The organism is Pseudomonas putida, assembly GCA_041071465.1.
In the GTDB taxonomy this organism is placed as follows: Bacteria; Pseudomonadota; Gammaproteobacteria; order Pseudomonadales; family Pseudomonadaceae; genus Aquipseudomonas; species Aquipseudomonas putida_P.
On record CP163498.1, the window covers coordinates 2,653,443 to 2,679,972 of the forward strand.

At 62.5% G+C, this 26,530-nt stretch carries 22 protein-coding genes; 12 read left to right on the forward strand and 10 right to left on the reverse strand.

Annotation, left to right across the window (positions count from 1 at the left end; genetic code table 11):
• Positions 1-111: 111 nt before the first annotated feature.
• The 8 genes from AB5975_12220 to AB5975_12255 form a co-directional block, all read right to left on the reverse strand.
• Complete coding sequence (locus tag AB5975_12220) at positions 112-2,034, reverse strand: PrkA family serine protein kinase (protein ID XDR22500.1); 1,923 nt, start codon at positions 2,032-2,034, stop codon at positions 112-114.
• A gap of 283 nt (positions 2,035-2,317) precedes the next feature.
• Positions 2,318-2,650, reverse strand: coding sequence for a thiosulfate sulfurtransferase GlpE (glpE, locus tag AB5975_12225; GenBank protein XDR22501.1), 333 nt, complete (start codon positions 2,648-2,650; stop codon positions 2,318-2,320).
• Positions 2,651-2,664: 14 nt separating this feature from the next.
• A complete protein-coding gene (locus AB5975_12230) occupies positions 2,665-3,531 on the reverse strand; it encodes a symmetrical bis(5'-nucleosyl)-tetraphosphatase (GenBank protein XDR22502.1) in 867 nt (288 codons plus the stop codon).
• Positions 3,531-3,911, reverse strand: coding sequence for a Co2+/Mg2+ efflux protein ApaG (gene apaG, locus AB5975_12235; protein XDR22503.1), 381 nt, complete (start codon positions 3,909-3,911; stop codon positions 3,531-3,533). Before apaG ends, AB5975_12230 begins: the two co-directional genes overlap by 1 nt.
• A 145-nt stretch (positions 3,912-4,056) precedes the next feature.
• Positions 4,057-4,857 (reverse strand): 16S rRNA (adenine(1518)-N(6)/adenine(1519)-N(6))-dimethyltransferase RsmA, encoded by an 801-nt coding sequence (gene rsmA, locus AB5975_12240; protein XDR22504.1) that lies wholly within the window; start codon positions 4,855-4,857, stop codon positions 4,057-4,059.
• Positions 4,854-5,843 carry a 4-hydroxythreonine-4-phosphate dehydrogenase PdxA gene (gene pdxA / locus AB5975_12245; GenBank protein XDR22505.1) on the reverse strand — a complete coding sequence of 330 codons (990 nt, stop codon included), beginning with the start codon at positions 5,841-5,843 and terminating at the stop codon, positions 4,854-4,856. The genes rsmA and pdxA overlap by 4 nt, the downstream gene beginning before the upstream one ends.
• Positions 5,840-7,165 (reverse strand): peptidylprolyl isomerase SurA, encoded by a 1,326-nt coding sequence (surA, locus tag AB5975_12250; protein ID XDR22506.1) that lies wholly within the window; start codon positions 7,163-7,165, stop codon positions 5,840-5,842. The genes pdxA and surA overlap by 4 nt, the downstream gene beginning before the upstream one ends.
• A complete protein-coding gene (locus AB5975_12255) occupies positions 7,140-9,947 on the reverse strand; it encodes an LPS-assembly protein LptD (protein ID XDR22507.1) in 2,808 nt (935 codons plus the stop codon). Before AB5975_12255 ends, surA begins: the two co-directional genes overlap by 26 nt.
• A 130-nt stretch (positions 9,948-10,077) precedes the next feature.
• On the opposite strand from AB5975_12255, the gene AB5975_12260 reads away from it, so the two are divergent.
• Genes AB5975_12260 through AB5975_12270 form a run of 3 tightly spaced genes read left to right on the forward strand, consistent with a single transcriptional unit; the run spans position 10,078 to position 12,534 of the window.
• Entirely contained in the window at positions 10,078-11,097 is a 1,020-nt protein-coding gene (locus AB5975_12260; protein ID XDR22508.1) for an aminoglycoside phosphotransferase family protein, read from the forward strand.
• The gene (murU, locus tag AB5975_12265; protein ID XDR22509.1) at positions 11,094-11,765 is read left to right on the forward strand and encodes an N-acetylmuramate alpha-1-phosphate uridylyltransferase MurU; all 672 of its coding nucleotides are present in this window, start codon (positions 11,094-11,096) and stop codon (positions 11,763-11,765) included. The genes AB5975_12260 and murU overlap by 4 nt, the downstream gene beginning before the upstream one ends.
• A gap of 1 nt (position 11,766) precedes the next feature.
• Positions 11,767-12,534: a TerB family tellurite resistance protein gene (locus AB5975_12270; GenBank protein ID XDR22964.1), complete on the forward strand. Its 768-nt coding sequence runs from the start codon at positions 11,767-11,769 to the stop codon at positions 12,532-12,534.
• A gap of 101 nt (positions 12,535-12,635) precedes the next feature.
• Here AB5975_12270 and AB5975_12275 read toward each other — a convergent pair whose 3' ends face one another.
• A complete protein-coding gene (locus tag AB5975_12275; GenBank protein XDR22510.1) occupies positions 12,636-13,634 on the reverse strand; it encodes an alpha/beta hydrolase family protein in 999 nt (332 codons plus the stop codon).
• 95 nt (positions 13,635-13,729) lie between these two features.
• On the opposite strand from AB5975_12275, the gene AB5975_12280 reads away from it, so the two are divergent.
• The 9 genes from AB5975_12280 (at position 13,730) to trpE (ending at position 24,609) form a co-directional block, all read left to right on the forward strand.
• Entirely contained in the window at positions 13,730-16,117 is a 2,388-nt protein-coding gene (locus AB5975_12280) for a transporter substrate-binding domain-containing protein (protein ID XDR22511.1), read from the forward strand.
• A 10-nt stretch (positions 16,118-16,127) separates the two neighbouring features.
• The gene (locus AB5975_12285; GenBank protein ID XDR22512.1) at positions 16,128-16,757 is read left to right on the forward strand and encodes a response regulator; all 630 of its coding nucleotides are present in this window, start codon (positions 16,128-16,130) and stop codon (positions 16,755-16,757) included.
• Between the two features lie 304 nt (positions 16,758-17,061).
• The gene (locus AB5975_12290; protein XDR22513.1) at positions 17,062-18,186 is read left to right on the forward strand and encodes an ABC transporter ATP-binding protein; all 1,125 of its coding nucleotides are present in this window, start codon (positions 17,062-17,064) and stop codon (positions 18,184-18,186) included.
• A gap of 40 nt (positions 18,187-18,226) precedes the next feature.
• On the forward strand, positions 18,227-19,261 hold the full coding sequence (locus AB5975_12295; protein ID XDR22514.1) for an ABC transporter substrate-binding protein: 1,035 nt from the start codon (positions 18,227-18,229) through the stop codon (positions 19,259-19,261).
• Between the two features lie 66 nt (positions 19,262-19,327).
• On the forward strand, positions 19,328-20,575 hold the full coding sequence (locus AB5975_12300) for an ABC transporter permease (GenBank protein XDR22515.1): 1,248 nt from the start codon (positions 19,328-19,330) through the stop codon (positions 20,573-20,575).
• Positions 20,576-20,585: 10 nt separating this feature from the next.
• A complete protein-coding gene (locus AB5975_12305) occupies positions 20,586-21,413 on the forward strand; it encodes an ABC transporter permease (protein XDR22516.1) in 828 nt (275 codons plus the stop codon).
• Between the two features lie 155 nt (positions 21,414-21,568).
• Positions 21,569-22,243 (forward strand): ribulose-phosphate 3-epimerase, encoded by a 675-nt coding sequence (gene rpe, locus AB5975_12310; protein ID XDR22517.1) that lies wholly within the window; start codon positions 21,569-21,571, stop codon positions 22,241-22,243.
• Positions 22,240-23,058 (forward strand): phosphoglycolate phosphatase, encoded by an 819-nt coding sequence (locus tag AB5975_12315; GenBank protein ID XDR22518.1) that lies wholly within the window; start codon positions 22,240-22,242, stop codon positions 23,056-23,058. The genes rpe and AB5975_12315 overlap by 4 nt, the downstream gene beginning before the upstream one ends.
• A 69-nt stretch (positions 23,059-23,127) precedes the next feature.
• Complete coding sequence (gene trpE, locus AB5975_12320) at positions 23,128-24,609, forward strand: anthranilate synthase component I (protein ID XDR22519.1); 1,482 nt, start codon at positions 23,128-23,130, stop codon at positions 24,607-24,609.
• A gap of 32 nt (positions 24,610-24,641) precedes the next feature.
• On the opposite strand, the gene estP is transcribed toward trpE, so the two are convergent.
• A complete protein-coding gene (gene estP, locus AB5975_12325; protein XDR22520.1) occupies positions 24,642-26,522 on the reverse strand; it encodes an esterase EstP in 1,881 nt (626 codons plus the stop codon).
• Positions 26,523-26,530: the final 8 nt, after the last annotated feature.

Genomic DNA, 26,530 nt, shown 5'->3' on the forward strand with positions numbered 1-26,530 from the left:
GCCACAAGCTTCTGGCTGCAGGAAAGAGCAGCCACCGCTGCTGCAAGCTACAGCGCCGGGCTTGCGCTCGGCGCTAGGCAGCTTGAAGCTTGCGGCTTGTAGCTTGCCGCTTTATTGCGATTTCCTGACCCGCAGGTACCATTCCGACAGCAGACGTACCTGTTTGTCGGTGTAACCACGCTCCACCATCCGGGTGACGAAGTCGTTGTGTTTCTTCTGATCCTCTTTGCTGGCCTTGGCGTTGAAGCTGATGACAGGCAGCAGGTCTTCGGTGTTGGAGAACATTTTCTTCTCGATCACCACCCGCAGCTTTTCATAGCTCAGCCAGCTTGGATTCTTGCCGTTGTTGTTGGCGCGTGCGCGCAGTACGAAGTTGACGATCTCGTTGCGGAAGTCTTTCGGGTTGCTGATGCCGGCCGGTTTCTCGATCTTCTCCAGCTCCTCGTTGAGGGCGATACGGTTGAGGATCTCGCCGGTTTCCGGGTCGCGGTATTCCTGGTCCTGGATCCAGAAGTCGGCATACAGCACGTAGCGGTCGAAGATGTTCTGGCCGTATTCGCTGTAGGACTCCAGGTAGGCTGTCTGGATTTCCTTGCCGATAAACTCGATGTAGCGCGGCGCCAGGTATTCCTTCAGGTAGCGCAGGTAGCGTTCGCGCACCTCGGCCGGGAACTGTTCCTGCTCGATCTGCTGCTCCAGCACGTACAGCAGGTGCACTGGGTTGGCGGCAATTTCGTGTGGGTCGAAGTTGAACACCTTGGAGAGGATCTTGAAGGCGAAGCGAGTGGAAAGGCCGTTCATGCCCTCGTCAACGCCTGCCGAGTCGCGGTATTCCTGGATCGACTTGGCCTTCGGATCGGTATCCTTGAGGTTTTCTCCGTCGTAGACACGCATCTTCGAGTAGATGTTGGAGTTCTCTGGCTCTTTCAGGCGTGAAAGCACCGTGAACTGGGCCAGCATCTTGAGCGTATCCGGTGCGCAATGAGCCTTGGACAGCGAGCTGTTGACCAGCAGTTTGTCGTAGATCTTGATTTCATCGCTGACGCGCAGGCAGTACGGCACCTTGACGATGTAGATACGGTCGATGAACGCTTCGTTGTTCTTGTTGTTGCGGAAGGTATGCCACTCCGATTCGTTGGAGTGCGCCAACAGGATGCCGGTATAGGGAATCGCCCCCAGGCCCTCGGTGCTGTTGTAGTTGCCTTCCTGGGTAGCGGTGAGCAAGGGGTGCAGCACCTTGATCGGCGCCTTGAACATTTCGACGAATTCCATCAGGCCCTGGTTGGCCCGGCACAGTGCGCCCGAGTAGCTGTAAGCATCGGCGTCGTTCTGTGGGTATTCTTCAAGCTTGCGGATATCCACCTTACCGACCAGGGCAGAGATGTCCTGGTTGTTCTCGTCGCCGGGTTCGGTCTTGGCAATGGCGATCTGGTTGAGAATCGACGGGTAGAGTTTCACCACCTTGAACTTGGAGATATCGCCGCCGAACTCCTGCAGGCGCTTGGTGGCCCAAGGCGACATGATGGTATTCAGGTAGCGCCGTGGGATACCGAACTCTTCCTCGAGAATGGCCCCATCTTCGGTAGCGTTGAACAGTCCCAGCGGTGACTCGAATACCGGCGAGCCCTTGATCGCATAGAACGGCACCTTTTCCATCAGCTGCTTGAGCTTTTCCGCCAGCGACGACTTGCCGCCGCCTACCGGGCCCAGCAGATAGAGGATTTGTTTCTTCTCTTCCAGGCCTTGGGCGGCGTGGCGGAAGTACGACACGATCTGGTCGATGCACTCTTCCATGCCATGGAAGTCGGCAAAGGCCGGATAGCGGCGGATAACCTTGTTGGAGAAGATTCGCGACAGCCTGGAGTTGGTAGAGGTGTCGATCAGCTCTGGCTCACCGATGGCCAGCAACAGCCGTTCGGCCGCCGATGCGTAGGCACTGCGATCCCCTTTGCACAGCTCGAGGTACTCCTGCAGCGAGAGTTCTTCCTGGCGCGTAGACTCGAAACGTTGTTGGAAGTGGCTAAAAATACTCATGACGTCACCTCGCTCGATACGTGGAGACGACGCCGGATCAGTCAGCTGATGCTGGCATGCAACCGGGTTCGCCGATTGCTGTATACCCCCCAGAACACCCTGTAACGCTACCGATGACCCGCACGCCGGTGTACCGGCTCTCCCCTTTTTTGGATGGCCTGAGCTTAAGCGTAGTTGGTTATCTGCAAGGTCAAGGGGCGAGGAGGGCAGAAGTTACCAACTACCGTTCGTCAGATAACCCGCCAGCCCGCACGGGGCGCGGGCTGCGGGAAAAATGAAAAAATTATTCGGCGGCGCCTTGGGCGGTCTCGGCCGGGTAGGTGGCGCGCCACAGTTCGAAGCCGCCGTCCACGCTGTAAACGTCGGAGAAGCCCTGGCCGACCAGGTAGGCGGCAGCGCTCTGGCTGGAATTGCCGTGATAGCAGACCACCAGGGTCGGGGCGTCGAGGTCGGCGCCGCGGATGAAATCGGCGACCGAATGGTTATCCAGGTGCCGGGCACCGGTGATATGGCCGGCAGCGAAGGCTTGTGCGTCGCGAATGTCGACGACAACCGCACCTTCTTGCTTGCGAAGCTCCAAGGCCTGCTCGGGAGGGATGCGCTTGAATTCGCTCATGGGTACTACTTCCTTCAGGTGTGGTCGTTGAGTGTAGTGGGTTGTGCCGGTTGGCGCAGGGTGCCGTCGTCGGCGCAATCGCAGCGGTGGTATTCGCCACTGTCGACGTTGTACAGGGTCATGGCGCCGCCCCACACGCAGCCGGTGTCCAGGGCAATGATGCCCGGTTCGTCGACGCGGCCTTCGAGGGCGGCCCAGTGGCCGAAGATGATTGTCACGTGCCGCGAGCGACGGCCCTTGTGTGCAAACCAGGGCTTGTAACCCTTGGGCGCGGTACCCAGGCCTTCCTTGCTCTTGAGGTCAAGCTTGCCCTCGGCGGTGCAGAAGCGCATGCGCGTGAGGTAGTTGGTGATGACCCGCAGGCGCTCGACACCGGTGAGGTTCTTGCTCCACTTGTTCGGCTCGTTACCGTACATGCCGTCCAGGTAGAGCTTCAGGCGGCTATCATCGCGTAGCGCTTCTTCCACCTCGGCCGCATAGCCAAGGGCCTGGCCGAGCGTCCACTGTGGTGGAATGCCGGCGTGGGCCATGGCGATGCCGCGTGCCTCGTCGTAATGCAGCAGCTTCTGCTGGCGCAGCCAGTCGAACAGCGGGTCGGCGTCCGGCGCTTCGATGATTTCGCGCAGGGTGTCGCTTTTCTTGAGGCGCTCTACGTTGTGCCAGGCGGCCAGCAGATGCAGGTCATGGTTGCCCAGCACGCAGACCAGTGACTGGCGGATCGAGTAGAGGAAGCGCAGGGTTTCCAGTGACTCAGGGCCGCGGTTGACCAGGTCGCCGACCAGCCACAGGCGGTCGACGGCGGGGTTGAAGCTGACGCGCTCGAGCAGGCACTTGAGTGGCTGCAGGCAGCCCTGCAGGTCGCCGACGGCGTAAGTGGCCATCAGTGCAGCGCCCCCGGTACCGCCAGGCGGAACGGGGCGATCTCGGCGTCGAAGCGTTTACCGTCTTCGGCAAACATCTGGTAGCTGCCCTGCATGGTGCCCACGCGGGTACTGATGACGGCGCCGCTGCTGTAGGTGTGGCTCTGGCCCGGGTCGATGTTGGGCTGTTGGCCGACCACGCCGGCACCGCGCACTTCCTCGACTTCGCCGTCACCGTTGGTGATCAGCCAGTGGCGTGACAGCAGCTTGGCTTTGAGCGAGCCGTTGTTCTGCACGGTAATGGTGTAGGCGAAAGCGAAACGACTGTTTTCGGGGTCGGATTGTTCTTTCAGGTAGCGGGTCACGACGCTGACGTCGATTTGATAGCGGGGGTCGGACATGCAAGGGCCTTGGGCGAACTGACGCAATAACGCAGTCTAGGCCATTGGGAGGGGCGAGGGCCAGCGGTGCAGGGGCTTGGGGTTTTCTGTTGTCGGTGCCGGTCTCTTCGCGGGTTTAACCGCGAAGAGCTCGGTACAGGTGATATCAGGCTTGCTGATCAGCCAGTTGGTCGGCCAGGCGCACGAAGGCTGCCAGGTCCAGCTGTTCAGGACGCAGGCTGCCATCCACACCAGCGGCCTCGATGGCCGCGCTGTCGAGCAGGCCCTTCATGGTGTTGCGCAGGGTTTTGCGACGCTGGTTGAACGCCTCGCGTACCACCTGCTCCAGCAGCTTCGCATCCTTGGCCGGGTGGGGCAGCACTTCGTGCGGCACCAGGCGGACGATGGCTGAATCGACTTTTGGCGGTGGGTTGAAGGCGCCAGGGCCGACATTGAACAGGTGCTCCACGCGGCAGTGGTACTGCACCATGATCGACAGGCGCCCCCAGTCACCCCCGCCAGGGCCGGCTGCCATGCGCTCGACCACTTCCTTCTGCAGCATGAAGTGCATGTCGCGGATAAGCCCGGCATGGCTGAGCAGGTGGAAGATCAGCGGGGTGGAGATGTTGTAGGGCAGGTTGCCCACTACCTTGAGGCTGCGTGGCGGCACGCCCAGCTGGTTGAAGTCGAACTTCAGGGCGTCGCCCTGGTGCAGGCGGAAGTTGCCGCGATCAGCGAACTTGTGCTGCAGGATCGGTACCAGGTCCTTGTCCAGCTCCACCACGTCCAGTTGTGCGCCGCTGCCCAGCAGGCCTTCGGTCAGGGCGCCCTGGCCTGGGCCGATTTCCAGCAGGTGTTCGCCGGCCTTGGCGTTGATGGCACGCAGGATGCGGTCGATGACGCCGGCGTCGTGCAGGAAGTTCTGGCCGAAGCGCTTGCGCGCCCGGTGTTGGTATTGCTCGTTCATGGTCGGTTCTCGGCCATCTGGTAGGCGGTTTCCAGCGCGACGCGAAGGCTGCCGGTGTCGACCTTGCCGGTGCCGGCCAGGTCCAGGGCGGTGCCGTGATCGACCGATGTACGGATGATCGGCAGGCCCAGGGTCACGTTCACTGCAGCGCCGAAGCCTTTGTACTTGAGTACGGGCAGGCCCTGGTCGTGGTACATCGCCAGCACCGCATCGCAGTGCTCCAGATATTTGGGGGTAAACAGGGTATCGGCCGGCAGCGGCCCGCGCAGGTCCATGCCTTCGGTGCGCAGGCGGGCCAGGGTCGGCTCGATGATGTCGATTTCCTCGCGGCCCAGGTGGCCGCCCTCGCCCGCATGCGGGTTGAGGCCACACACCAGAATACGCGGGTTGGCAATGCCGAACTTGTCGCGCATGTCGGCATGCAGGATACGGGTTACACGTTCGATGCGCTCGGCTGTGATGGCGTCGGCAATATCACGCAGCGGCAGGTGCGTGGTTACAAGCGCCACGCGCAGGCCACGGGTCGCCAGCATCATCACCACTTGCGCGGTATGGGTCAGTTCGGCAAGGAACTCGGTATGCCCGGAAAAGGCGATACCGCTTTCATTGATCACACCCTTGTGCACCGGGGCGGTGATCATCCCGGCGAAGTGCCCGTCCAGGCAGCCTTGGCCCGCGCGGGTCAGGGTTTCCAGCACGAACGCGGCGTTGGCTTTGTCGAGCTGGCCTGATGTTACGGGCGCTGCCAGGGGGGTATCCCAAACGTACAGGCTACCGGCTGGCGCCGGCTGCTCAGGCCATTGGCCTGGGGCTACTGACAGCAGGTTGACGGCCAGCCCCAGCTGCGTGGCCCGCTCGGCGAGCAGGTCACGGCTGGTGATGGCGATCAGGGGATGAGGCTGGGCGTCTGCGGCGAGCAGCAGGCACAGGTCGGGACCTATGCCGGCCGGCTCGCCGGGCGTGACGGCGAAGCGCAGGGGCTTCACTGGGCGGCCTGGTCAGCGCCAGGCAGCTTGATTTCAACGTAGGCTTCGTCGCGAATCTGGCGCAGCCAGGTTTGCAGCTCTTCGTCGTACTTGCGGTTGCGCAGTACGCTCAGGGCCTGTTGCTCACGTGCCTGCTCAGTGCTGTCGGTGGCGCGGCGGCCCAGCACTTCCAGAACGTGCCAGCCGTACTGGGTTTTGAACGGTTTGGTCACGACGCCTTGCTGGGCGTTGGCCATCTGTTCACGGAACTCCGGTACCAGGCTGTTCGGGTCTACCCAGTTGAGGTCGCCGCCGTTGAGCGCAGAACCTGGGTCTTCCGAGAAGCTCTTGGCCAGCTCGCCGAAATCTTCGCCGTTCTTGATGCGGTCGTACAGGCGCTCGGCCAGTTGCTCGGTGGCTGCTTCGCTGCGGATCTCGCTTGGCTTGATCAGGATGTGGCGTACATGCACTTCGTCACGCAGCACGTTCTCGCTGCCACCGCGCTTCTCCTCCAGCTTGAGGATGATGAAGCCGTTGGGGATACGAATGGGCTGGGTGATCTCACCCACCGGCATGCTGCTGAGCATCTTGGCGAAGTCAGGTGGCAGCTGGCCGGCTTTACGCCAGCCCATCTCGCCGCCTTCCAGGGCGTTTTCGCTGGCCGAGTTGGCAATCGCCATCTGGCCGAAGTCAGCGCCCTGGCGCAGCTGCTGGTACACGTCACCGACCTTGCGCGCAGCCTTCTGGATATCATCCGAGTTGGCGGCTTCCGGGGTAGGGATGAGGATGTTCGCCAGGCGGTACTCTTCCGACATCTGCATCTTGCCCATGTCGGAGTTGAGGAAGTTCTTCACTTCCTGCTCCGACACCTGGATACGCTCGGCCACGCGGCGCTGGCGTACACGGCTGATGATCATCTCGCGCTTGACCTGCTCGCGAGCGTCGTCGAACGACAGGCCGTCATGGGCCAGGGCGGCGCGGAACTGGTCCAGCGACATGCCATTGCGCTGGGCGATGGTGCCGATGGCCTGGTTCAGTTCCTCGTCGGTGATGCGGATACCGGAGCGCTCGCCGATCTGCAGTTGCAGGTTCTCGACGATCAGGCGTTCCAGTACCTGCTGTTCCAGGGCGCCAGTGGGTGGCACGCCGCCGCCACGCTTGGCGATGGTTTGCTGCACCTCGTGGACGCGCTGGTCCAGCTGGCTTTGCATGACCACGTCGTTGTCGACGATGGCCACCACGCGATCAAGAGGTTGTACCGCGGCATGCACCGCGCCACTCAGCAAAGCGGCGCCCAGCAACACTGGGCGCAGACGATCAATAAGCTTGGTCTTCACGTTCACGGTAACCTTGAATGCCTTGGTCGAGGAAAGACTCGACCTTGTTGCCAACTACGCCACCGAGGCCTTTCAGGACGATCTGAAGGAAGACACCGTGGTCGCCTTTTTCGTTCGCCGGGAGGGCTTGGCTGAAGTCGTCGTAATCGATCCAGTAGCGGTTGATCAGGCGCAGCTTCCAGCAGCAGTTGTCGTACTCGAAACCGCCCATGGCTTCCAGGGTGCGGTTGCGGTTGTAGTCATGCTGCCAGCGAGCGATGACGCTCCACTGCGGAACGATCGGCCAGATGACCGAGAAGTCATGCTGCTGGATCTTGTAGTAGTCCTTGATGTAGTTCGGGCTACCTGGGGTGCCGTAGTCGCCACCGCCCACTTTCCAAGTACCGGTCTGGGAGTCGTAGGCAATGGTGTCGTTACGGTAGCGATAACCGAGGTTGACCACCTTGTTCGGGTTGTCTTCAGGCTGGTAGTGGAACATCGCGCTGCCCGAGCGGGTGCTGCGGCTGTCTGGGTCCCAGTTGAAGTCCGAGTTGAAGCGCCAGTCGCGGTTGAAGAAGTAGTTGTACATCAGCGCGTATGGAGAAACGTCGGACTGCGAGTCTTTGCGGGTACGGTAGTCGATACCTGGCAGCTGGACCTTGCGGTCCTTGAAGTAGTACGCCTGGCCAATGCTGAAGTTCTGGCGTTCGAAGCCGTTTTCTTCGATCCAGCGGGTGGTTACCCCCAGCGAAAGTTTGTTCTCGTCCCCGATGCGGTCTGTGCCACTGAAGCGGTTCTCGCGGAACAACGAGTCATAGCTGAACAGACTTTCGCCTGAGTCGAACAGCGGAATGTCCATCTGATCCTTGTACGGAACATAGAGATAGAACAGGCGCGGTTCGAGGGTCTGCTTGTAGTTCGTACCGAACAGAGATGTGTTGCGGTCAAAGTACAAGCCGCTGTCGACACTGAAGATCGGGATATCGCGGTTCTGGGTGCTCGAGAAATCACCGCGTAGGTCGCGGGTGGCTTGCGAGGCATTGGCCAGGTCGCTTTTGCCTTCGCTATCCAGGTCCAGATCGTAATGGGTGTACATGTAAGTCAGCTTAGGCTTGAGGTAACCATAGCTGGCATCCATCGGTAAGCTGATGGAAGGTGCAACGTTGAGGCGGGTACCGTTAGCCCTTGCGAGACCGAAGATGTTCTCATCAAGACGTTGGCCATTGGTACCAGCGGTGGTGTCAAGCACCCCATCCTTGTTGAAGACCGGACCAGTCTTCAAGTCGCGATCAAAGCGCACGGCTTCGGTGTCGTAACTGAAGTCGAAACCACCCGGGTGGTACGGCAGCATACCGTTGAGGGTGACTTGCGGCAGACGATCATACGGCGTGATCTGCGAGATAGTGGCCATTTCGTAGGCATGCACGTTCAAACGCGCGGTGTAGCTGTCGCCACGATAGGTCAAAGCACCCTGCTGGTTCAGCAGGTCACGGCTTTCCACACCGATCTGATCAGACTCCAGGTCCTGGAAGTAGAACGGGTCGCTGATGTCGGTGTAGTCGACCTCGGCCATCAGGCGCTCGTCCAGGCCACCCTTGTGCTGCCAGTTGACCATCCAGCGCTGATCTTCGTAATCCGTCTGGAGTTTACGATCATCGTCCTTGTCGTTCAGGTACGCACCGCCGAACTGGCCTTCGCTCGAAGGCGTCAGGTAGCGGAATTCGCCTTCCATCAGCAGGCCGCGCTTGGCCATGTAACGCGGGTACAACGTGGCGTCGTAGTTCGGCGCCAGGTTGAAGTAGTACGGCGTGACCAGCATGAAGCCGGTGTCGCTGCTGGTGCTGAACGATGGCGGCAGGAAGCCGGACTGGCGACGGTCGTCGATCGGGAAGTAGATGTACGGTGTGTAGAACACCGGGAAATCCTTGACCCGCAGCGTAACGTTGGTCGCGGTACCGAAGCCGGTGGCCGGGTTCAGGGTGATGTTGTTGCCCTTCAGCTGCCAGGCGTTGCTGCCCGGTTCGCAGGTGGTGTACGTACCGTCCTTGAGGCGGATGATGGCGTTTTCGCCACGCTTGGCGTACAGGGCACTGCCGCGGATGTGCGACTTGTGCATCACGTATTCGGCGTTGTCTACCTGGGCTTCGCCGGTGTCGAGCTGGATTTGCGCCTCGTCACCGACCACCAACGACCCGTTGTCACGGATCTTGACGTTGCCTTTGAGCTCGCCACGGTTTTCGGTCTGGTAGAGGTTGGCCTCGTCGGCCTCGGCCTGCATGCTGCCCTGGCGCATCACCACGTCACCGGCGAGGGTAGCGATCTGCTGCTCCTGCTGGTACTTGGATACCTTGGCGTTGATGTAGGTCGGCGACTCATCCTTCGGCGTGGTGTCGGCCATGCCCGGGCGGGTTGGCTCGACATAGGCGCCACCGCAGTACGGGCCGGTTTCGGCCAGCTGCGCGGCGGTGAGCTTTTCACGCGGCACCCAGTCCAGGTGGCTGTAGTCTTCGCTGCGCGACTTCAGGGCACGGCCCTTGGCCTCGGTAACCAGCATCGGCCGGTCCGCGGTTTCGCCTTCGCTGGCGGCTTCAGTGCCGGAGCTGACGGCCGCACCTTCGTGCACCGGGCGTGGCGGCAGGTTGTTGACTGGGGCCTTGGGCTTGCAGTCCCAGCCACCGGCGGCGGACACTTGGCAGTCGAACTGTTCGGCTGCCACTGCATATGAGGTGGCCAGAGGTTGCAGGGCCAGCAGACCGCCGGTTACCAGCAACGGAAACTTTCTACGAAACGCGGGGGATTTCAATGCCATCTTATTAGTCCGGGCTTCCTGCGTGCCATCTGCCCGCGTGTGGGGCCGCACGCCTCTCGATGGTCTGAAAAAGATGCTGGATAATAAAGCATGACCCGCTTGACGGCTAGGGCCGTCGGAGACCCTTGTAATGCCTGAACACGATGTACGCCTGCAACAACTGACGGTCTGGCTCGAAGAGCAGCTCAATGAACTTTTCCGCAACAATGCCTGGGGCGAAGTGCCTGCAGGCAGCTTGACGTCTGCCAGCAGCGACGCGAGCTTTCGCCGCTACTTCCGCTGGCAGGGGGCTGGCCACAGTTTCGTGATCATGGATGCGCCACCCCCGCAGGAAAACTGCCGACCGTTCGTCGCCATTGACCACCTGCTGGCCAGCGCCGACGTGCATGTGCCGCTGATCCACGCCCAGGACCTGGAACGTGGCTTCCTGCTGCTTGGGGATCTCGGCACTCAGACATACCTTGACATCATCAATGCCGACAACGCCGATGGCCTGTTCGCCGATGCCATCGATGCGCTTTTGAAATTCCAGCGTTTGCCGATGGACGCCCCGCTGCCCAGCTACGACGATGCCCTGCTGCGCCGCGAAGTGGAGCTGTTCCCCGAATGGTACGTGGGGCGTGAGCTTGGCCTGGCCTTGAGCGAAGCGCAGAAAGCCACCTGGCAGCGCGTCAGCCAGCTGCTGATCGACAGTGCCCTGGCCCAGCCCAAGGTGCTGGTGCACCGTGACTACATGCCGCGCAACCTGATGCAGAGCACCCCAAACCCCGGTGTGCTGGATTTCCAGGATGCGGTGTATGGCCCGGTCACCTACGACATCACCTGCCTGTTCAAGGACGCCTTTGTCAGTTGGCCGCAGGCGCGGGTCGAGACCTGGCTGCGTGACTACTGGCAGCAGGCGCAGGTTGCCGGCATCCCGGTGCACGCTGAGTTCGAAGCTTTCCAGCGCGCCAGTGACCTGATGGGCGTGCAGCGCCACCTGAAGGTGATCGGCATCTTCGCCCGTATCTGCCACCGCGACGGCAAACCGCGTTACCTGGGCGACGTGCCGCGTTTCTTCGCCTATATAAATGAAGTGATCGGTCGCCGGCCCGAATTGGCGGAGCTGGGTGAGCTGATTGCGCAGTTGCAGGCCGGAGCGCGTGCATGAAGGCAATGATCCTGGCAGCGGGCAAGGGCGAGCGCATGCGCCCGCTGACCCTGCACACCCCCAAACCGTTGGTCCCGGTCGCCGGCCAGCCGCTGATCGAATACCACCTGCGCGCCCTGGCGGCAGCGGGCGTCACTGACGTGGTGATAAACCACGCCTGGCTCGGCCAGCAGATCGAAGACCATCTGGGTGACGGCAGCCGCTTCGGCCTGAACATCCGCTATTCACCTGAAGGTGAGCCGCTGGAAACCGGCGGCGGTATCTTCAAGGCACTGCCTTTGCTGGGTGATGCGCCTTTCCTGTTGGTGAACGGTGATGTCTGGACCGATTACGATTTCGCGCGTCTGCAGGCTCCCCTGCAAGGCCTGGCTCACCTGGTGCTGGTCGACAACCCTGGCCATCACGGGCGCGGTGACTTCCGTCTGGTGGGTGAGCGGGTGGTCGATGGTGACGACGCGCCGGGCACCTTGACGTTCAGTGGCATTTCGCTGCTGCACCCGGCGTTGTTCGATGGTTGCCAGGCGGGCGCCTTCAAGCTGGCACCGTTGCTGCGCCAGGCCATGACGGCCGGCAAGGTCTCTGGCGAACACTACCGTGGGCACTGGGTGGATGTCGGTACGCTCGAACGCCTGGCCGAGGTTGAGCGTTTGATTGGCGAGCGCGCCTGACATGTGGTGGCCAGGCACGGTGATTGGTGTGGGTGCCGGCTTTGCTGTTGCGAGCATACCGGGTGCCTTGCTCGGTGCGCTGCTTGGGCAGGCCATGGACCGCCGGCTGCGCTTGCAAGGCTGGGACGATATGCGCGAACGCTTGGGCGGGCGCTCGGCCTTGCGCGACGACGAGTTGCTGTTCGTGATGCTCGGGCGCCTGGCCAAGTGCGATGGTCGGGTGGGTGAGCTGCATATCCAGCAGGCGCGTCAGGAAATGGTGCGCCTGGACCTGGCCGAGGCAGCCCGGCTGCGCGCTATCAATGCGTTCAACCGCGGCAAGGCAGGCAAGGACCGGCTGGGCGGGCACCTGCGGCGTATCCGCCAGCAGCCGCATGCCGCGGAAGGCACCTTGCGTGCCTGTTGGCGCATGGTTTGGGCCGACGGCAAGATGGGCAACAAGGAGCGTGAGTTGTTGCTGGACTGGGGGCAGAAGCTGGGCATGAGCAGGCGCCAGGTGCAGGCCATGTCGCTGGAGTACGAGCCGCGCAAGGCGACGGCAGCCGAAGGCGTCCCCATGACCTATGCGGCAGCGTTGCGCTTGCTGGCGGTGGAGGCGGATACCGATAGTGACAAGGTCAAGCAGGCGTATCGTCGGCTTGTCAGTCGGCATCACCCGGACAAACTGGCGGGTACCGGTGCCAGCGACGCGCAGGTGCGTGAAGCGACCGAGCGTACCCGTGAGTTGCATCAGGCGTATGCCATGATCCGCAAGCGGCGGGGGCTGTAAAAACGGGGCCGCTTTGCCGCCCATCGCGACACAAGGCCGCTCCCACACTTGTGCGGCCTCGCGCCGCGAAAGGGGGGCGAAGCACCCCCGTCGATTTCAGCTCAACCCTGCGGGCTCATCCATCCTCGCACGCGGCGGAACAACTGCTCTTGCTCCGCAGCCTTGTTGCCCGGCATGGCAATCAGCGACAACTGCCGGTACTGGCTGTCTTTCTGCCGTTTGCTGGCCTGCAGGCGCTGCTCGGCTGCATTGCGGTCCTGGCTGCGGGTAACGTAGTAGATATCGGCAGTCGGCACCTTCAAGGTTGGCGCCAGGCTCTCCAGGTCATGCTCCACGCGAGCCGGTGTCTGTGCGGCGACCATCACCAGTTTCTGTACCTGCGGCGGTTGCTTCTCGCTCAGGTAGCGGGCCGCCCAGTACGCGCCGCTGCCATGGCCGATCAGCGCGATGCTGCGTGCGTTGTGCTGCTGGGCAAACGCCACTGCGGCGTCCAGGCGGGCGAAAATGCGCTCGGCGTCGGCTGGGTCGGCCTGTTCGCTGGCCTGTTCGGCGTCAGTGTATTGCGCCGCGTCGGCATCGGCCGCGGTGGCTTGGGCGATATTGGCATTGGCGTCGGCAGGTACATCCTTGGCCGGCGCACTTTCGCCCTTGGCTTTTTCTGGCTCGGCAGCGGGTTTGGCTTCGACCCTCGCCTGGGGGCTGTCGGCGAGCAGATCTGGCAGGCTGACGCTCAGGCTGTGCCAGCCGACATCAGGGAATTTTTGCCGCAGCGGGCCAACTGCATTGGGCCAGTCGGCCGTTTCGCCAGCACCGGGAACAATGATCACCGCCCCTTGCGGGTCGCTGTCGTTGGCCGGCTTCCACAGGGCCAGGAAGCTGTCGGCGCCCGCCTGCAGGGTCTGCTGTTCGGCCTTGGGCACCAGCCTTTCGAGCGCCTGGGCATCCTCCTGGCTGCGCTCCAGCAAGGGCGGGCGTGGGGGCTCGGCAGCAGGCGTCGCGGTAGTCGCGCGTGGTTTTTCGGCGTCGGCGGCCAAGGCCCCGAGTGGAAGGAGCGAAGCCAGGCAGCACACTGCCAGCCCCGTGCGATAAAGTGTGGACATGCGTCAACCCAAGGCCAGAATGATACCGGCAGCCTAATAGTATTTGCCCGTGACGGCCATGCTGCATGGCCGCCTTTGCCAAGACGAGCGTGTAGATGAAGCGAGTGCGTCGCCTGTTGGTTATCGGCTGTTTGTGGCTGCCCTTGATTGCATTGGCCAGGCCCGAGGCGCCGCCCGCCGTGGTATTGGAACCCGCTCAGCAGCAGTGGCTGGATACCCACCGCAGCCTGCGGGTGGGCCTGGTGCTGCAGGTGCCGTACGCCCAGTTCGACCGGCGCTTGCAGCAACTGTACGGGGCCAACGTAGAGCTGGTGAGCAGCCTGGCGCAGGCGCTGCGGCTGGACCTCACCTGGCGCAACTTCAGCGACCAGGCCAGCCTGGAACATGCCCTGCAGAGCGGCGAAATCGACTTCGCCCCTGGGCTTACGCAGACGCCGGCCAGCCTGCGCCTGTGGTTGTTCAGCGACCCATACATGCGTGTGCCGCAACTGGTGGTGGGGCCGCGCACCGGGGCCATGGCCGTGGAGCTGGAAAAACTCGAAGCCGAACAGCGGGTGGCCGTGCGCATGCCCAGCCAGCTGGCGGACTACCTGCGCGCCAACTACAGCAACCTCAACCTGCAGGGGGTGCCCAACGAGCGTGAGGCCCTGCAACTGGTGGTAGGCGGCCAGGCCGCCTTTGCGGTGCTGGATGAAGCGCAGCTCAGCCGTCTGTCACGCGAAAGCGAGTTCAGTGAGCTGGCAGTGGTCGGCGATATCGGCCTGCCGCAATTGCTGCGCATTGGTTCACGGCGCGACTGGCCACTGTTGGCCGATGTATTGGAGCGTGGCTTGCAAGCGCTGCCAGCCAAGGAGCTGGAACAACTGCACCAGCGTTGGTTACAGCCCAAATACCCACGGCTGAGTGAATCGCCGGGCTTCTGGCAGAACCTGGCCTTGTTGTTCGGCATGCTGCTGCTGTGCGCGTTGGCCACATTGCTATGGCAACGCCGGCAGCAGCGCCAGCTGGAGCGTAGCCTGTTGGCCACGCGAGAAAGCCTTGTGGAACGGCAGGTGCGCGAAGAGGCGTTGCGCTTGAGCCAGTTCGCCATCGACCAGAGTACGGTGGGTATCCTTTGGGTCAATTGGGACAGCCACGTGCGCTACGCCAACCACGCTGCCGAGCGCATGCTGGGTTATGCCGAGGGCGAGCTGCTGGAGCGGCCGCTGAGTACCTTCGAACCAAGCCTGAACATGGACCGCTGGCTGGAGCTGTGGAAGGGCGCGCGTACGGGGGCAGGGGGTACCGGCCAGTTCGAGGCGCAGTGCCGGCGGGCCGATCACAGCGTGCTGCCGGTGGAGCTGTCGCTGAGTTTTCTGCGCTTTCGTGATTCCGAATATCTGGTGGTCTATCTCGCCGACGTCACCGAGCGCCACCGCGCCCTGGCGGCCTTGCGCGAGAGCGAGGCACGGCTCAAGGGCATTGCCGGTAACGTGCCGGGGCTGGTGTTTCGTCTGGAGCGCGACCCGGCCGAGGGCGACCTGGAGTTCCCCTATATCAGTGAGGGCAGCGAGGCCCTGGTGGGCTATGCGCCCAGCGAGATTCAGCACCCGCAGATGGGCCTGCGCAACCTGGTGCACCCCGAGGACCGCGCCGATTACCATCGGGTACAGGACCTGGCCCTGGCCAGCGACCAGGACTGGTCCTGGCAGGGGCGCATCCTCACTCGCCAGGGTGAACAGCGCTGGGCCGACATCAAGGCCAGTACTCGGCGCCTGGGCAACGGCCAGGTGGTGTGGGACGGTGTGGTGTGGGACATCACCCAAGGCAAGCGGGCAGAGTTGGCCCTGGCGAAATCTCAGGAGCAGCTGCGCGAACTGTCGGCCCACCTGGAGAGCGTGCGTGAAGAAGAAAAGGCCCGTATCGCCCGGGAAGTGCACGACGAACTGGGGCAGATGCTGACCGTGCTCAAGCTGGAAGTGTCGATGTGCGAGCTGGCATTCGCCGAGCTGGACCCAGGTCTTAACGAACGCCTGAGCAGCATGAAGCGCCTGATCGCGCAGCTGTTCCAGCTGGTGCGCGATGTGGCCACCGCTTTGCGCCCGCCGATTCTCGATGCCGGCATTGCCTCGGCCATCGAATGGCAGGCGCGGCGCTTCGAGGCGCGCACACAAATCCCCTGTCTGGTGCAAGTACCGGATAATCTGCCAGCATTGAGCGATGCCAAGGCCACTGGATTGTTTCGTATCCTGCAGGAGGCGCTGACCAACGTGATGCGTCACGCCCAGGCGCACAGCGTGGAGATCGAGCTGGTACGCCAGGACGGTCAGTTGCGCATGACGGTCAGTGACGACGGCCAGGGCTTTTGCCGCGACCAGCCCCGGCCCACCTCGTTTGGCCTGGTGGGTGTGCGCGAGCGCGTGCTGATGTTGGGTGGCAGCATGGCGCTGGACAGTCAACCGGGCGAGGGCACCAGCCTGAGCGTGGCCATTCCGTTGGAGTAGGAGAGCGAGCGTGATTCGAGTGCTGGTGGCCGAAGACCACACCATTGTCCGTGAAGGTATCAAGCAGTTGATCGGCCTGGCCAAGGACATGCAGGTGGCGGGGGAGGCCGGTAATGGCGAGCAGTTGCTCGAAACCCTGCGGCACACGCCGTGCGAGGTGGTGTTGCTGGATATCTCGATGCCGGGGGTGAATGGGCTGGAAGCGATCCCGCGGATCCGTGCGTTGCACGACGCTCCGGCAATCCTGATGCTGTCGATGCACGACGAGGCACAGATGGCGGCGCGGGCGTTGAAGGCTGGCGCGGCGGGTTATGCCACCAAGGACAGCGACCCGGCGCTGTTGCTGACCGCGATTCGCCGGGTGGCGGGTGGCGGGCGTTATATCGACCCGTCGCTGGCCGACCGTATGGTGTTCGAAGTGGGCCTGACCGAGTCTCGGCCATTGCACACGCTGCTGTCGGAGCGGGAGTTCTCGGTGTTCGAGCGCCTGGCTCAGGGCGCCAACGTCAACGACATTGCCCAGCAACTGGCGCTGTCGAGCAAGACCATCAGCACCCACAAAGCGCGCTTGATGCAAAAACTGAAGGTGAACTCGCTGGCGGAGCTGGTGAAGTACGCCATGGAGCACAAGCTGGTCTGATTGCGACAATGAGTGGTTTCGCGGTCCTTGTGAGAGCGGCCTTGTGTCGCGAAAGGGCCGCATAGCGGCCCCTTTGTTTCAGCGCTTTCGCTTGAATTGTGGGGGGGCTTCGTAGCCCTTTCGCGGCACAAGGCCGCTCCGGCAAGGACTGCGGCAGTGTCCTGAAAGCGTCATCTTTGTAGGGCAATCCCTACAGCGAATCTTCCATCCGGATGATGGCATTCTCTCAGCACCCCCGATTTTCGGGCGCTTGCGCCTCTTCTACTCTTTTGCCTACGCAGTCATCCAACAAGAAGGTGCAGGCATGAGCGAGGCGAAGTCGAACGCTGCAACCAGCGAAACGCTGGTCAGCTTCCGTGGTGTGCAGAAGAGCTACGACGGCGAGTCGCTGATCGTCAAAGACCTCAACCTGGATATCCGCAAGGGCGAGTTCCTTACCCTGCTTGGCCCGTCCGGCTCCGGTAAAACCACCAGCCTGATGATGCTGGCCGGTTTTGAAACCCCCACCGCCGGTGAAATCCAGCTGGCCGGGCGCTCGATCAACAACGTGCCGCCGCACAAGCGCGATATCGGCATGGTGTTCCAGAACTACGCGCTGTTCCCGCATATGACCGTGGCCGAGAACCTGGCCTTTCCGCTGACCGTGCGCAATCTGAGCAAGACCGACATCAGCGAGCGGGTCAAGCGCGTGCTGAACATGGTCCAGCTCGATGCCTTCGCCAAGCGCTACCCCGGCCAGCTGTCCGGCGGCCAGCAGCAGCGAGTGGCGCTGGCCCGGGCGCTGGTGTTCGAGCCGCAGCTGGTGCTGATGGACGAGCCGCTCGGTGCGCTGGACAAGCAGCTGCGTGAACACATGCAGATGGAGATCAAGCATATTCACCAGCGCCTGGGTGTGACCGTGGTGTACGTGACCCACGACCAAGGCGAAGCGCTGACCATGTCCGACCGCGTGGCGGTGTTCCACCAGGGCGAAATCCAGCAGATTGCCGACCCGCGCACGCTGTATGAAGAGCCCTGCAATACCTTCGTCGCCAACTTCATCGGCGAAAACAACCGCATCAACGGCACCCTGCTGGCCAGCGATGGCAAACGCTGCCAGGTGCAGTTGCCGCGCGGTGAACGGGTCGAGGCGCTGGCGGTGAACGTCGGCCAGGCCGGCGAGCCGGTAACCCTGTCGATTCGCCCGGAGCGTGTGCGCCTGAACGGCCACAGCGAAAGCTGCGTCAACCGCTTCTCTGGACGGGTGGCCGAGTTCATTTACCTGGGCGACCACGTGCGGGTGCGCCTGGAAGTTTGCGGCAAGGGCGACTTCTTCGTGAAACAGCCGATTGCCGAGCTCGACCCGGCATTGGCCGTGGGCGATGTGGTACCGCTGGGCTGGGAGGTGGAGCACGCCCGCGCGCTCGATCCGATTGCCGAAGCCCATTGATGGATTGCTTCACCAACCCTGTACTGTGGAGAGAATAATAATGCGCAAGCAGTTGAAACTGACCGCCCTGGCCCTGGGGCTGTTCGCCGCTGGCCAGGCCATGGCCGCGGACCTCACCGTGATCTCGTTCGGGGGCGCCAACAAGGCTGCCCAGGTCAAAGCGTTCTACGAGCCATGGGAAAAGGCGGGTAATGGCAAGATCGTCGCAGGCGAGTACAACGGCGAAATGGCCAAGGTCAAGGCGATGGTCGACACCAAGAGCGTGTCGTGGAACCTGGTAGAGGTCGAGTCGCCGGAGTTGGCGCGCGGTTGCGATGAGGGCATGTTCGAAGAACTCGACCCGGCACTGTTCGGCGATGACGCCGACTATGTACCTGGGGCCATCCAGCCTTGCGGCGTAGGCTTCTTCGTATGGTCCACGGTCATGGCCTACAACGCCGACAAGCTCAAGACCGCCCCCACCAGCTGGGCCGACTTCTGGGACACCAAGCAGTTCCCGGGCAAGCGTGGCCTGCGCAAGGGCGCCAAGTACACGATGGAATTCGCACTGATGGCCGATGGCGTTGCGCCCAAGGACGTCTACAAAGTGCTGGCCACCAAGGAAGGCCAGGACCGCGCCTTCAAGAAGCTCGATGAACTCAAGCCCAACATCCAGTGGTGGGAAGCTGGCGCGCAGCCACCGCAGTTCCTGGCCTCCGGTGACGTGGTCATGAGTTCTGCCTACAACGGCCGTATTGCCGCTGTGCAGAAGGAAAGCAACCTCAAAGTGGTGTGGAACGGCGGTATCTACGACTTTGATGCCTGGGCGATTCCTAAAGGTGCCAAGAACGCCGAAGAAGCCAAGAAATTCATTGCCTATAGCGTCAAACCCGAGCAGCAGAAGATCTACTCCGAGAACATCGCCTACGGCCCGGCCAACGCCAAGGCCGTGAGCTTGCTGTCGGAAGACGTGAAGAAGGACATGCCGACCACGCCTGAAAACATCGCCAACCAGGTGCAGATCGATGTGGCCTTCTGGGCTGACAACAGCGAGCAGCTGGAGCAACGCTTCAACGCCTGGGCGGCGAAGAAGTAAGGCGCATCAAAGGGGCGCTGGCCGCTGGGTCCGCGCTCCCCGTTTCCCTGTTTCGCGGAGTTCGCCATGGCCATTGCAGTGCCCCTAAAAGAAGGCGCAGGTCCAAGTCTCAAGCAGCGCCTCAAACACGCCGAGCGGGTCAACCGCTGGAAGGCGCAGGCGTTGATCGCGCCGTTGGCGCTGTTTCTTCTGCTGGTGTTCCTGGTGCCGATCGCGGCGCTGCTGTACAAGAGCGTCGGCAACCCGGAAGTGGTCGGTGGCTTGCCACGCACGGTAGACATCATCACCCAGTGGGACGGCAAGAGCCTGCCGGGCGAGGATGTGTACAAGGCACTGAGCCAGGACCTGGCCGAATCGCGCAAGAACCAGACCCTTGGCGACCTTTCCAAGCGCTTGAACATGGAGCTGGCTGGCTACCGCAGCTTGTTGACCAAGACAGCCCGGGCACTGCCATTCAAGGCTGAGCCTGCCTCTTACAAAGACGCTTTGCAGGCCGTTGACGAGCGTTGGGGCGACCCGGCCTACTGGCAGGCCATACGCCGCAATACCAGTTCGGTGACTTCTTTTTACCTGCTGGCCTCTGTCGACCACCGTATCGACGACCTTGGCGAACTGGCCAAGGCCACCCCGGACCAGGCCATTTACCTGGATATCTTCGCCCGCACCCTGTGGATGGGTGTGGTGATTACCGCCATCTGCCTTGTGCTGGCCTATCCGTTGGCCTACCTGTTGGCCAACCTGCCGACCCGCCAGAGCAACCTGCTGATGATCTTGGTACTGCTGCCGTTCTGGACCTCGATCCTGGTGCGGGTGGCGGCGTGGATCGTGCTGCTGCAGTCGGGCGGCCTGATCAACAGTGCGCTGATGGCCATGGGCATCATCGACCAGCCGCTGGAACTGGTGTTCAACCGCACCGGTGTGTACATCTCCATGGTGCACATTCTGCTGCCGTTCATGATTCTGCCGCTGTACAGCGTGATGAAGGGCATTTCGCCCAGCTATATGCGCGCGGCGATCTCGCTGGGGTGCCACCCGTTCGCCAGCTTCTGGCGGGTGTACTTCCCGCAGACCTATGCCGGCGTTGGCGCGGGGTGCCTGCTGGTGTTCATCCTGGCCATCGGCTACTACATCACCCCGGCGCTGCTCGGCAGCCCGAACGACCAGATGGTCAGCTACTTCGTCGCTTTCTATACCAACACCAGCATCAACTGGGGCATGGCCACCGCGCTGGGCGGGCTGCTGCTGCTGGCGACTGTGCTGTTGTACTTGATCTATAGCTGGCTGGTCGGCGCCAGCCGCCTGCGCCTGAGCTGAGGAGCCTGTCATGCTGAGCCCATACATGTCGCCCGTGGAACGGGTCTGGTTCTATAGCCTGCGCATTCTTTGTGGCTTGATCCTGCTGTTCCTGATCTTGCCGGTGCTGGTGATCGTGCCGCTGTCGTTCAACAGTGGCAGCTTCCTGGTGTACCCGCTGCAGGGCTTCTCGCTGCAGTGGTATCAGGACTTCTTCGGCTCGGCCGAGTGGATGCGGGCGTTGAAGAACAGCATCATCGTCGCCCCGGCGGCCACGGTGCTGGCCATGGTGTTCGGCACCCTGGCGGCCATCGGGCTGACCCGTGGCGACTTCCCCGGCAAGTCGCTGGTGATGGCGCTGGTGATATCGCCAATGGTGGTCCCGGTGGTGATCATCGGGGTCGCCAGTTATCTGTTCTTCGCCCCACTGGGCATGGGCAACAGTTTTACCTCGCTGATTCTGGTGCATGCGGTGCTGGGTGTGCCGTTCGTCATCATTACCGTGTCGGCAACCTTGCAGGGCTTCAACTACAACCTGGTGCGCGCGGCGGCCAGCCTGGGTGCCTCGCCGCTGCTGACCTTCCGCCGAGTGACCCTGCCACTGATTGCACCCGGTGTTATCTCGGGCGCGCTGTTCGCCTTTGCCACTTCGTTTGACGAAGTGGTGGTAACACTGTTTCTGGCCGGGCCGGAGCAGGCGACCCTGCCGCGGCAGATGTTCAGCGGTATCCGCGAAAACCTCAGCCCGACCATTGCTGCGGCGGCAACCTTGCTGATTGCTTTCTCGGTGGTGTTGCTGCTGACCCTGGAGTGGCTGCGTGGGCGCAGCGAGAAGCTGAGGACCCAACAGCCGGCCTGATGAGGAGGTGCCTGTACCGGCCTCTTCGCGGCGTTAGCCACGAAGAGGCCGGTACAGGTTGAAACAGCTGGTCGACATGGATTGATACCAATCAGCCTCTATCCGTTTCCCTGAGTTACAATGCGCGCCACCGTGATTCTGCCAACAGGTGCGCCATGCAGCCCTACGCTATTGCCCCCTCCATTCTCTCCGCCGATTTTGCCCGCCTGGGTGAGGACGTCGACAAGGTATTGGCTGCGGGTGCAGACATCGTTCACTTCGATGTCATGGACAACCACTATGTCCCCAACCTGACCATTGGTCCGATGGTTTGCACCGCCCTGCGCAAGTACGGCGTCACCGCGCCGATCGACGTGCACCTGATGGTCAGCCCCGTCGACCGTATCATCGGCGACTTCATCGAAGCCGGCGCCACCTACATCACCTTCCACCCGGAAGCCACACAGCACATCGACCGTTCGCTGCAACTGATCAAGGACGGTGGTTGCAAGGCTGGGCTGGTGTTCAACCCGGCCACCAGCCTGGACGCCCTGAAGTATGTGATGGACAAAATCGACATGGTGTTGCTGATGAGCGTCAACCCAGGCTTTGGCGGGCAAAAGTTCATCCCCGGCACCCTCGACAAACTGCGCGAAGCGCGTGCGCTGATCGACGCCAGTGGCCGTGATATCCGCCTGGAAATCGACGGCGGCGTGAACGTCAACAACATCCGCGAGATCGCTGCCGCTGGCGCTGACACCTTCGTGGCTGGCTCGGCGATCTTCAACGCCCCGGACTACCAGGAAGTCATCGCCAAGATGCGCGCCGAACTGGCCCTGGCCCGCCCATGAGTGGCTTCGAGCAGCTGTTCCCGGGGACGCTGCCGAGGCTGGTGATGTTCGATCTGGACGGTACCCTGATCGACTCCGTGCCAGACCTGGCCGCCGCCGTGGACCGTATGCTGCTCGAACTGGGGCGCCCGCCTGCAGGCCTTGAGGCCGTGCGCCACTGGGTTGGCAATGGTGCCCAGGTGCTGGTGCGTCGGGCGTTGGCCGGAGGCATCGACCACACCACAGTGGACGACGCCCTGGCCGAGCAGGCGCTGGCGCTGTTCATGGACGCCTATGCCGAAAGCCATGAGCTGACGGTGGTCTACCCCGGCGTGCGGGACACCCTGCGCTGGCTGCGCAAGCAGGGTGTGGAGATGGCGCTGATTACCAACAAGCCTGAGCGCTTCGTTGGCCCGCTGCTGGACCAGATGAAGATCGGCAACTACTTCCGCTGGATCATCGGCGGTGACACCCTGCCGCAGAAGAAGCCCGACCCGGCGGCGCTGCTGTTCGTCATGCAGATGGCCGGTGTTACTCCGCAGCAGTCGCTGTTTGTCGGCGATTCGCGCAGTGACGTGCTGGCCGCCAAGGCAGCTGGTGTGCAATGCGTGGGCCTGACCTACGGCTACAACCATGGCCGGCCGATCAACGACGAATCCCCCAACCTGGTGATCGACGATCTGCGCGCTTTGCTGCCTGGTTGCGCAGACCCGGCCACTGGGATAACGTTGGCGAACCTTCAAGCCTCACAAGACAGAGAGCCCACCGTGGTGGTTACCGGCAAATTCTGGATGAAAGTCATCAAGGCCCTGGCCCGTTGGCGTTGGCGCGCCTGACTTTTGCCTGCCGGCGCGTGCCGGCCCGTCCGTTTGCCTGACCTACTGCTGCTTGCCACGAGGCTACTCATGAACCGCGAAGAATTCCTGCGCCTGGCCGCTGCCGGCTACAACCGCATTCCTTTGGCCTGCGAAACCCTGGCCGACTTCGACACGCCGCTGTCGATCTATCTGAAACTGGCTGACCAACCCAACTCGTACCTGCTCGAATCGGTGCAGGGCGGCGAGAAGTGGGGCCGTTACTCGATGATCGGCTTGCCGTCGCGCACGGTGATGCGTGTGCATGGCTACCACGTCAGCATCCTGCAGGATGGCGTGGAAGTGGAAAGCCACGATGTCGAAGACCCGCTGGCGTTCGTTGAAACCTTCAAGGACCGCTACAAGGTTGCCGACATTCCCGGCCTGCCGCGTTTCAACGGCGGCCTGGTCGGCTACTTCGGCTACGACTGCGTGCGTTATGTGGAAAAGCGCCTGGGCGCCAGCCCCAACCCGGACCCGCTGGGCGTGCCGGATATCCTGCTGATGGTGTCCGACGCGGTGGTGGTATTCGACAACCTGGCGGGCAAGATGCACGCCATCGTGCTGGTTGACCCGGCCGAGGAGCAGGCCTTCGAACAGGGCCAGGCACGCCTTCAAGGCTTGCTCGAAACCCTGCGTCAGCCGATCACCCCGCGCCGTGGCCTGGACCTGAGCGGCCCACAGGTCGACGAACCGGAGTTCCGCTCCAGCTATACCCGTGAGGATTACGAGAACGCGGTCGGCCGTATCAAGGAATATATTCTGGCCGGTGACTGCATGCAGGTGGTGCCGTCACAGCGCATGTCGATCGACTTCAAGGCTGCGCCTATCGACCTGTACCGCGCGCTGCGCTGCTTCAACCCGACGCCGTACATGTACTTCTTCAACTTCGGTGACTTCCATGTGGTCGGCAGCTCGCCCGAGGTGCTGGTACGTGTCGAGGACAACCTGGTCACCGTGCGCCCAATCGCCGGCACCCGCCCGCGCGGCGCCACCGAAGAGGCCGACCGCGCCCTGGAAGACGACCTGCTGTCGGACGACAAGGAAATTGCCGAGCACTTGATGCTGATCGACCTGGGCCGCAACGACGTGGGCCGTGTGTCTTCGACCGGCAGCGTGCGCCTGACCGAGAAGATGGTCATCGAGCGTTATTCCAACGTGATGCACATCGTCTCCAACGTCACCGGCCAACTGCGTGAAGGGCTGACGGCGATGGATGCACTGCGGGCGATCCTGCCGGCTGGCACCCTGTCGGGTGCACCGAAAATCCGCGCGATGGAAATCATCGACGAACTGGAGCCGGTCAAGCGTGGAGTTTACGGTGGTGCAGTCGGCTACTTTGCCTGGAACGGCAACATGGATACCGCGATTGCCATCCGTACTGCCGTGATCAAGGACGGTGAACTGCATGTGCAAGCCGGTGGTGGCATTGTTGCCGACTCGGTACCGGCGCTGGAATGGGAAGAAACCATCAACAAGCGCCGAGCGATGTTCCGCGCGGTGGCGCTGGCCGAGCAGACGTTGACCAAATAAATGGATTGGGGCCGCAATGCGGCCCCATCCATTCAGAAGTCCACGCTCACCCCCAGGCTCACCCCCTGCTGCGTCAACTCATCACTCTTGCGCCAGTTGTAGTTCCCACGCACATGCACCCCCGCCACCAGTTCATGGCTCACCCCAAGGCTCGCTCGGGTCAGGTCGCTGTGTGGCGTATACCCGGTCAGGGTGAAGTCATTGGCCGGCAAGCGGGTCAGGTGCATCGTCACATCCTGCTGGTCGTCCTCGAACTCGTGTTCCTGCGCCACCTCGGCGAACAACCGGGTACTTGGCATTACCTGCACACTACCCAGCAACCCCACGCCTAGCCGACGTGACGTGCGTTCCTGGTCATCGAAGCCCAGTGCCGTCGAGCGCCCGCTTTTCTCGTCGTAGCCATCCACTTTCACCCGCGCATAGTCGGCACTGATGAAGGGTGCCAGCTGCCAGTCGCTGCTGTCGGCCGCCAGGTTGTAGCCCAGGCGCCCGGACATCGCCCAGGCCTCGCCGTCGGTGTCGCCCTTTTCGCTACGGCCATTCACGCCCAGGGCGAAGGTGCGTTTCAGGTCACTGTAGTCCAGGTGCCCGGCGGTCAGCGCGGCATCGGCCCACCAGCGGTCCTGGCGGTATTGGGCAAAGGCACTGGCCAGGTAGCTGTTCAGTTTGTAGTCCGAGTCTTGGTCGCCGACTTCCAGCTTCTGTCGGTATGCACCACCGGCGAGGCCCACGCGCCAGGCGTCGTTCAGGCGATAGCTGCCGCCCACAGTCAGGTTGTAGCCACGTCCATCGCCGCTGGCCGCGCTGTGCTGGCCGTCGAAGTCCAGGTCCTGGGCGCCAGTGGCGACAAAGGCTTGCCACTGACCTACGGCTTGCCAGGGTGTCTGCCACTGGTTGCGCAATTCATCCTGGTGGGCGCGCAGGCTGGCATGGGCCATTTCTGGCAGCAGGGTCAGCTCCCAAGGTGCGGAAATGATCGAATAGGCGTAGTCGGCAATCAGTTGCTGGCCCGCGATGGTCGGGTGCACCGAGTCGTTGAACAGTAGTTTGGTTGGGTCGGGGGTGGTGCCGGTGATGCCATATACCGGGTTGGCCACACAACCTTCGCCGCTGTAGCAAGTACCGACCAGGTTCTGATCGCTGGCGAGGCCGAACTGGTTGGGGCTGGCCAATGCCTCGCTCAGCAGCAAGGGAACGTTCAGCGGGATGATCTCGGCATCGATCTGCCCCAGTTGGCTGAGCAGCGACTGGTTGAGGGCGCCAGACAGCAATGACAGCGGGTTTTGTTGTGGCGTACCACTGAAGTTCGGTGTTTGGCCGAGGTCGGGCAGCAGCCAGACCATGATGTAGCGGGCGCCGCCTTGTTGCAGGGCCTGGGCGCTGGCAGCCAGGCGGGCGCCAGCGGCGATGGCATCGGCCGGGCTGTTGACCAGGCCCTGCAGGAAGTCATTGCCGCCGCCGGTCAGGTAGTACAGCGCGTTGGGGTCGGCACGCAGGCCATTGGCCAGGTAGCCCGGCTTTTCACGCAGTACCTGCCCGGCGCCGGTGCGCCCCGGTGGGATGACTGTTTCGGATGTGCTGGTGATCGAGTCCAGGATCTGTTGGGTCGTGTAGCCGCCGACTGCCCAGTTGTTGCCGTCGGGAAGCCCTAATGCCGGGTTGAGAGGCGAGGTAGAAGGACCCAGCTCGATCGGGCTCACCCCCAGCCGTCCGCCCAGGATCATTGGCGACACGGGGGCATAATTGCCATCGGCATCGCGGTTGGTAAAGCGCATGCCGCCGAACTGCCCGGCGTCACTGAGGCTGTCACCAAACACGATCAAGGTGGAATAGGGCGAGGGGGCAGCGAATGCCTGGCTGCAAGCTAAGGCCAGTGAAGCGAGAGTAAAGCGCAATAACGGGGCTTTTCGCATCAGGGAAC

Coding starts and splice junctions, on each gene's coding strand:
- apaG (XDR22503.1), bottom strand. CDS start 3,911: ATGTCCGACCCCCGCTATCAAATCGACGTCAGCGTCGTGACCCGCTAC.
- AB5975_12230 (XDR22502.1), bottom strand. CDS start 3,531: ATGGCCACTTACGCCGTCGGCGACCTGCAGGGCTGCCTGCAGCCACTC.
- AB5975_12275 (XDR22510.1), bottom strand. CDS start 13,634: ATGTCCACACTTTATCGCACGGGGCTGGCAGTGTGCTGCCTGGCTTCG.
- estP (XDR22520.1), bottom strand. CDS start 26,522: ATGCGAAAAGCCCCGTTATTGCGCTTTACTCTCGCTTCACTGGCCTTA.
- rsmA (XDR22504.1), bottom strand. CDS start 4,857: ATGAACGAGCAATACCAACACCGGGCGCGCAAGCGCTTCGGCCAGAAC.
- AB5975_12220 (XDR22500.1), bottom strand. CDS start 2,034: ATGAGTATTTTTAGCCACTTCCAACAACGTTTCGAGTCTACGCGCCAG.
- AB5975_12255 (XDR22507.1), bottom strand. CDS start 9,947: ATGGCATTGAAATCCCCCGCGTTTCGTAGAAAGTTTCCGTTGCTGGTA.
- AB5975_12315 (XDR22518.1), top strand. CDS start 22,240: ATGAGTGGCTTCGAGCAGCTGTTCCCGGGGACGCTGCCGAGGCTGGTG.
- rpe (XDR22517.1), top strand. CDS start 21,569: ATGCAGCCCTACGCTATTGCCCCCTCCATTCTCTCCGCCGATTTTGCC.
- AB5975_12290 (XDR22513.1), top strand. CDS start 17,062: ATGAGCGAGGCGAAGTCGAACGCTGCAACCAGCGAAACGCTGGTCAGC.
- murU (XDR22509.1), top strand. CDS start 11,094: ATGAAGGCAATGATCCTGGCAGCGGGCAAGGGCGAGCGCATGCGCCCG.
- AB5975_12270 (XDR22964.1), top strand. CDS start 11,767: ATGTGGTGGCCAGGCACGGTGATTGGTGTGGGTGCCGGCTTTGCTGTT.
- AB5975_12280 (XDR22511.1), top strand. CDS start 13,730: ATGAAGCGAGTGCGTCGCCTGTTGGTTATCGGCTGTTTGTGGCTGCCC.
- AB5975_12305 (XDR22516.1), top strand. CDS start 20,586: ATGCTGAGCCCATACATGTCGCCCGTGGAACGGGTCTGGTTCTATAGC.
- trpE (XDR22519.1), top strand. CDS start 23,128: ATGAACCGCGAAGAATTCCTGCGCCTGGCCGCTGCCGGCTACAACCGC.
- glpE (XDR22501.1), bottom strand. CDS start 2,650: ATGAGCGAATTCAAGCGCATCCCTCCCGAGCAGGCCTTGGAGCTTCGC.
- AB5975_12260 (XDR22508.1), top strand. CDS start 10,078: ATGCCTGAACACGATGTACGCCTGCAACAACTGACGGTCTGGCTCGAA.
- AB5975_12295 (XDR22514.1), top strand. CDS start 18,227: ATGCGCAAGCAGTTGAAACTGACCGCCCTGGCCCTGGGGCTGTTCGCC.
- AB5975_12300 (XDR22515.1), top strand. CDS start 19,328: ATGGCCATTGCAGTGCCCCTAAAAGAAGGCGCAGGTCCAAGTCTCAAG.